Consider the following 6,051-nt stretch of genomic DNA (forward strand, 5'->3'; position numbering starts at 1 on the left):
ATGGACTCATGTCCATTTACATATCGTTCAACCGCTTGAATTCTTTGTTTAACTGTTAATTTTGCCATAAAAAAACCCCCGTAAAAATTAGATTAGTGTCTAACTTTTACGGGGCAGTTCAGCATTAGCAAATAGTGCTTTTATTTTTGCTCTTTCAAATTCAATTTGAAACTAGATTATACTAAACACGTCATTTTAAAATGTAAAAATATTCTAATTATAATGGGTGTGATGGAGGTATATTAATGAAAAAAATAGTTTATATATTTTTAACTATTGCTATTGTCATTTTATTTGCTGAGTTGTTTTGGAACCGAGCTAGTCAAGATACAATTTTAAGTAAGGATATTCACTCTTTGATACAGCAAGGAGAAAATCAAATTGATTTAACTACACTGACTGATTTCGAATGGATTGCAGTCAACGTATATGGTCCATATACAACAAATGAAATGATTGAAGATTCAATGGGGATTCAATTTAAAGGTGATAATGGAGGCATTGATATATTGGAGGACAGATTTTTATTAGTATTTGCTAATGAAAAAAATGCACTTAAAACGGCAGTACTTTCTAGAAAATACGGCGACTATACTGTTAAGGATAATAAATTTTTGATTGTTGAGTAAGAATATACGGACTATTAAATAAATATAGGATAATATTGTAAATACTCTGCGATACTAACACAAATAATAATACAAAGAGAATAGAGTGTAATATTAAGGGGTATGAATTACTAAAAATATAAGATAGGGTTAAGTGTTATGAGATATAAAGAAATAAAACCGCCAGTAGAGCTAGACCCTTATGTAAAATGCTTTTGGTTTCTTAATAGGGATTACAAAAGGATAGAGGATAATGAGGTGCTATGGCCAGATGGTTGTTATGAATTAATCTTCCATTTTGGTTCTTCATATGAAATTAATGATAGGAAGTTAGAGCCTGAATTTTTAATTGGGTCGTTAACTCGTTACCATATCCTAAATGCAAAAGGAAATATAAGACTATTTGGTATCCGATTAAAGCCATGGGGGTTAAAGTTTTTTTCAGACATTGATGTAAAGAATCTTAGAAATCAATTATTGCCCCTTAAAGACATATTTGATAATGAAAAGATAAAACAAGTTAGTAAAGTTATTAAAGGAATGGATTTAGAAGAGGGGATGTTAGTTATAAAAGATTTTCTAATTGGGTTAAGAAATCAAAAAAATAATAAAGAACTTCCCTTCATAAAAATTCTTTCGGAAATTTATGACGACCCGATAGGACAAGACTTGCAATCAGTAATTGAAAAAAGCAATTATTCCCGAAGACAGTTTGAAAGGAAAACAACAGAGTTAACAGGTCTTTCTCCGAAAAAATTAAGTAAAGTAGCAAGATTTAATCAAGTTAGACTTAAAATTTTTTTTAACCCTGAAATTGATCTACATGATTGCATGGTTGACTATGGTTATTATGATTATGCACATTTTTCAAAAGACTTTAAAGAAAGTATTGGACTTACTCCAAAAGAATATAAAAATTGGATACTGAAAAAAATAAACTTAAATAATAAACAAAATGGTGTCGTTTTTTTACAAGAAGAGTAATTTTTCCTCGGCTAAAATTAATTTCGAAGAAAAATTAAAGGAGGAATAATTATGATAACGAATTTAGGAACAGTAGCAATATATGTAGAAGACCAACAAAAGGCAAAGGAGTTTTGGACGAAAAAAGTAGGATTTAATGTAATAGCCGAGCACCCAATGGGACCAAATATGTTTTGGCTTGAGGTCGCTCCTGAAGGTGCACAAACACGTTTAGTGCTGTACCCAAAAAAAATGATGAAAGGGTACGAAAACATGAAGGCATCCATCGTATTTGAATGTGATAATATTCAAGACACTTATGAAACAATGAAGGCGAATGGGGTTCAAATTAAAGGGGAGCCACAAGAAATGCAATGGGGTACATTTGTCCATTTTAGTGATGAAGATGGCAATGAATATATTTTTAAAGGCTAATGATGTAGGACAGGGATGAATTTAATTCCTGCTCTTTTAATATAATTTTTTACGAAAAAATTATTACTCAGTCTTAAAATTACTAATGAACTCAAGATGAAGACCGATTTAGATAAGTTTGTTTAGTAAACTTCAAAGCGTCAACTAAGGAATAGATACATTCTAAATAAGAGCATATCTATTCCGTTTAGTTTTAAAATTACGATACTCCTTTATTATGGAAAGGAAATTTAGTAATTAGGAGTTGGAATAATTTTCGTAAGGTATCTAATGTAATTATTTCGAGTGATTTTATGGTGGATAGTTGCTCCTTTTCACTTCATGAATTGACCTAGCTCAAATTAAACTCGAACCAACTAATTAGAATATATTAATTTCCTCCTTGTTCCATATAAAACACTTCCCAGATATGACCGTCAAGATCTTGGAAACCAACTTGATACATAAATCCGTAATCCCGTGGGTCTGATGCAAGGCTGCCACCAGCTGCAATTGCTTTTTCCACAATTGCATCCACTTGTTCTCTACTTTCTACTGCAAGGGAAATTAAAGACTCTGTTTGTCTTGTTGCATCTACAATCTCCTTACTAGTGAAGTTCTTAAAGTGTGCTTCAGTCAGAAGCATTGAAAAAGTATGATCATTTATGACCATACATGCGGCATTATCATCTGTAAACTGCATATTAAAGGAAAATCCGATTTGTTCGAAGAAGCTCATTGATTTTTTCAAATCTTTAACTGGAAGATTAATAAATGTCATACTTGGTTTAAACGTCATTCTCCATCACCCCTTGATATTTTAACTTAACAAATGTTAAGTTACACTAATAGTAAAAATTAACTTACCACTTGTCAAGTAGTACTTACCGAATATTCAAATAAATTTGACTTTTAGCGAGTAGGTTATTACGATGTCATTATAGTAAGAGAATTTGGGTGGTGAATTACAACAATGGGCGAAATACGAAATGCTGAACGTACCCGAAAAAAAATAATTGATGCTGCGAAGGAAGAGTTTTTTGAAAAGGGATATAATGGTGCGAGAATCGAATCGATTGCAAAAAGAGCAGGAGTAAAAAAACAGCTTATTTATCATTATTTTAAAGGAAAAGATGATCTTATTAATCAGACGATTGATAGTTTTGTTAATACTGTCCCTACAGAAAATTTAACATTACCTTCAGATCCTGTGGAAATAGCAGAATTTCGATTAAAGGTAAATATAAATTATTTAAAAGATTTCTTGAAATATACAGCCTGGGAGGCTATTCAAGAGCTGCCCGAGGATTCGAATGGAGAGGAAACGAGAAAGAAGGTGCTTCAATCCTATAATGCTGACATGGTAAAAAAACAACAGTTAGGATTAGTACCAAAGGAGTTAGATCCAGCACTCATTACATTAATGATGTCTAGCCTTACTATCTATCCTCTACTATACAAAAATGTCACACAAATGATAACAGGACACACGCTAGAGGAACCAGAATTTCAAGAAAAGTGGGCGCAATTTCTCCATCAGATTAGTGAGAGAATTTTTAAACAAGAAGAATTGAACTAAATTTATTAAGTCAGGTTTTCTCATCGATGTATAGAAAGGGGCATCTCATATCCTTATGAGGCGTCCCCTTTTTATTTGTTTCGAAATGGTATAATTTTACTTACATTAATAATTAAAGAGGAATATGACAAAAGAAAACTATATTGGAGGTCATAACTTGAATGAGTCTTCTTTAATTTATTGGTTGTTTTGTTATTTAGTTGGGAACTTTATGACAGCCTATATCGTTGGAAAATGGAAGAATATAGATTTACGAAAACAAAGCAGTGAAAATTTAGGAGCACGAAATGCAGGGCGTGTACTCGGTCGTTCTGCTTTTATCATTACATTATTAGGTGATGCTTTAAAAGGTGCGCTTGTCATTATTTATGGGCAAATGATGAACTTTGAACAGTGGATTTTAGCTGTAGGGATGCTTTTTGTTATTGTTGGTCATATCTATCCCCTTTGGCTAAGGTTTCACGGTGGAAAAGGGGTTGCTACTTTTATTGGCGCGGGACTATCTCTAGAGCCATCGTTATTTTGTTGGATGATAGTAGGAACAGTATTATTACTCTTAATTATTCGGAATTTAACAATAGGTATGCTTGGTGGATTCACATTTTACATAGCTAGTTTTATATGGAAAGGTAGTTTTGTGATATATAGCGCTGTGATTCTATCAATATGTATCATTATATGGAAACATTATGGCAATTTATTACAAATTTTAAGTCATAGGGAATAAGGGGGTTATCATGTATTGGTGTAAAATAGCGACAACTGATAAAGAATTTGATAACATTGCTGCACTAAATTATGAAACCTTTGTAGAAGAAATTCCGCAGCATGAGCAAAACGAAACGAGAAAAAAATTTGACCGTTTTCATAAAGAAAATTGTTATATCGTTGTCTACAAAAAAACTGAGATAGTCGGAATGCTTGCCTTTCGAGACAGACGACCATTTTCGTTGGACGAGAAGATTGGAAAAGTAGAGAGGTACTTACAGGATACTGATTGTGAAAACTTAGCTGAAATGCGATTGTTAGCAGTAAAAAAACGGTATCGTACAGGACGTGTTTTTTTTCGCTTAATACAGGCAGTTTATTCTTTTGCCTATCATCAAGGATATTCAGCTGTTGTCATTTCAGGAACTACTCGTGAACAAAAACTATATAAACAAATGGGATTTGAACAATTTGCTGATGCAGTTGGTTCAGAAGAAGCGAAGTTTATCCCAATGGTTTTGACTAGGAGAAAATTTGAACAAGGGTTGGAAAAAAGGATAGCTACTAGCAGTCATCATTCATTTTACCCAGGTCCAGTAAAACAAAATACAGCTTTATCTCATACGGATTTATCACATCGCTCCGATGAATTTAGGGAGTTATTTGTTAGTATGAAAAAGCAATTGCAGAAGCTGTCTGGTGCGAATTATGTTGCAACTGTTGTTGGCAGTGGTACTCTCGCAAATGATATTATGTTAGGGCAATTAAAAACGAGAAGCGTGAAAAAAGGTCTTATTTTAGTAAATGGGGAGTTTGGTGAAAGGTTAGTTGACCAAGCGAGGAACTGGGAAATTTCATTTGAAACATTTTACTCAGATTGGGGAACACCTTATAACCTGGCTGAAATAGAAAAGTATGTAGAGACCGGAAACTTTGAGTGGCTGCTAATGGTGCACGGTGAAACGTCAACTGGAACACTAAATCCAATTGAGCCAATACTGGAAATCACTAAACGCTATGATGTGAAGCTTTGTGTGGACTGTATTAGTTCATTTGGGGCTTTGCAATTTTCAATGAATGAGCTATATTTTGCTACATCTGTAAGTGGAAAAGCACTTGGAGCAATGAGTGGCCTCGCTTTTGTTTTCTCACAACAACTTGTGGAAGATACTAAACTGCCTTCATACCTCAATCTAGCAAAATATCAACAGATAGATCCTCCGTTTACAGTACCTGCAATGCTAGTAGCTAATGTTATGGAGGCACTGAACCATTATCCATTTCGATATAAACTGTTAGAAGAACGATTTATGCAATTAAGAGACATAAAAATTGTAAAAGACTATGCAATTACAACAAATAATTACCCAATGATTGTTACTTTGCAGTTACCATATGAATTAAAACATTTAAACGATGATTTAAAATTAAATGGTATTCTTTTGCATGCAGAAAGCCACTATTTGCGTAGTCGAAATTTCGTTCAACTTGCAACTATTCAACCGGATTTTGAAGAGGCACTTAATCGATTTGAAGAGATAGTGAATTATTATATTCAAGTATTACAGTAAGCATTTTATAACTATAAAAGGATTGGCTCCCTGAAGTGAGTTTTTTTTTTCTAATAGTCTTTAAAAGTGAAGCACAATTTAGCTTCACTTTTTTTATGTGTGCCAGGCATGGCAACTATCTAGGTGGTGAAAGTCCACTGTGGAGGTACACATCGACCAACCACTAAGGAAGCGCAAGGTACTTATCGCGAGATAAGGGCTGGAGGAA

At 33.3% G+C, this 6,051-nt stretch carries 7 protein-coding genes; 6 read left to right on the forward strand and 1 reads right to left on the reverse strand.

All coding sequences use genetic code 11. The annotated features are described in order from the left end of the window. Positions 1-245: 245 nt before the first annotated feature. The 3 genes from EKG35_RS20130 (at position 246) to EKG35_RS20140 (ending at position 2,006) form a co-directional block, all read left to right on the forward strand. Entirely contained in the window at positions 246-629 is a 384-nt protein-coding gene (locus tag EKG35_RS20130; protein ID WP_126296335.1) for a hypothetical protein, read from the forward strand. A gap of 138 nt (positions 630-767) precedes the next feature. After that, on the forward strand, positions 768-1,592 hold the full coding sequence (locus EKG35_RS20135; protein ID WP_126296336.1) for an AraC family transcriptional regulator: 825 nt from the start codon (positions 768-770) through the stop codon (positions 1,590-1,592). Between the two features lie 51 nt (positions 1,593-1,643). Continuing rightward, on the forward strand, positions 1,644-2,006 hold the full coding sequence (locus EKG35_RS20140; RefSeq protein WP_126296337.1) for a VOC family protein: 363 nt from the start codon (positions 1,644-1,646) through the stop codon (positions 2,004-2,006). 370 nt (positions 2,007-2,376) lie between these two features. Here the strand turns inward: EKG35_RS20140 and EKG35_RS20145 are convergent, their stop codons facing one another. Further along, on the reverse strand, positions 2,377-2,784 hold the full coding sequence (locus EKG35_RS20145) for a VOC family protein (RefSeq protein ID WP_126296338.1): 408 nt from the start codon (positions 2,782-2,784) through the stop codon (positions 2,377-2,379). Between the two features lie 174 nt (positions 2,785-2,958). Here EKG35_RS20145 and EKG35_RS20150 point away from each other — a divergent pair, with 174 nt between their 5' ends. The 3 genes from EKG35_RS20150 (at position 2,959) to EKG35_RS20160 (ending at position 5,843) form a co-directional block, all read left to right on the forward strand. Further along, positions 2,959-3,564, forward strand: coding sequence for a TetR/AcrR family transcriptional regulator (locus EKG35_RS20150; RefSeq protein WP_126296339.1), 606 nt, complete (start codon positions 2,959-2,961; stop codon positions 3,562-3,564). Positions 3,565-3,721: 157 nt separating this feature from the next. After that, entirely contained in the window at positions 3,722-4,291 is a 570-nt protein-coding gene (locus tag EKG35_RS20155; RefSeq protein ID WP_246020518.1) for a glycerol-3-phosphate acyltransferase, read from the forward strand. A gap of 10 nt (positions 4,292-4,301) precedes the next feature. Next, the gene (locus tag EKG35_RS20160; RefSeq protein WP_126296341.1) at positions 4,302-5,843 is read left to right on the forward strand and encodes a GNAT family N-acetyltransferase; all 1,542 of its coding nucleotides are present in this window, start codon (positions 4,302-4,304) and stop codon (positions 5,841-5,843) included. The last annotated feature ends 208 nt before the right edge of the window (positions 5,844-6,051 follow it).

Origin of the sequence: Lysinibacillus telephonicus (genome assembly GCF_003966145.1) — a bacterium.
Taxonomy (GTDB): domain Bacteria; phylum Bacillota; class Bacilli; order Bacillales_A; family Planococcaceae; genus Ureibacillus; species Ureibacillus telephonicus.

Coding starts and splice junctions, on each gene's coding strand:
- EKG35_RS20130 (WP_126296335.1), top strand. CDS start 246: ATGAAAAAAATAGTTTATATATTTTTAACTATTGCTATTGTCATTTTA.
- EKG35_RS20145 (WP_126296338.1), bottom strand. CDS start 2,784: ATGACGTTTAAACCAAGTATGACATTTATTAATCTTCCAGTTAAAGAT.
- EKG35_RS20150 (WP_126296339.1), top strand. CDS start 2,959: ATGGGCGAAATACGAAATGCTGAACGTACCCGAAAAAAAATAATTGAT.
- EKG35_RS20135 (WP_126296336.1), top strand. CDS start 768: ATGAGATATAAAGAAATAAAACCGCCAGTAGAGCTAGACCCTTATGTA.
- EKG35_RS20160 (WP_126296341.1), top strand. CDS start 4,302: ATGTATTGGTGTAAAATAGCGACAACTGATAAAGAATTTGATAACATT.
- EKG35_RS20140 (WP_126296337.1), top strand. CDS start 1,644: ATGATAACGAATTTAGGAACAGTAGCAATATATGTAGAAGACCAACAA.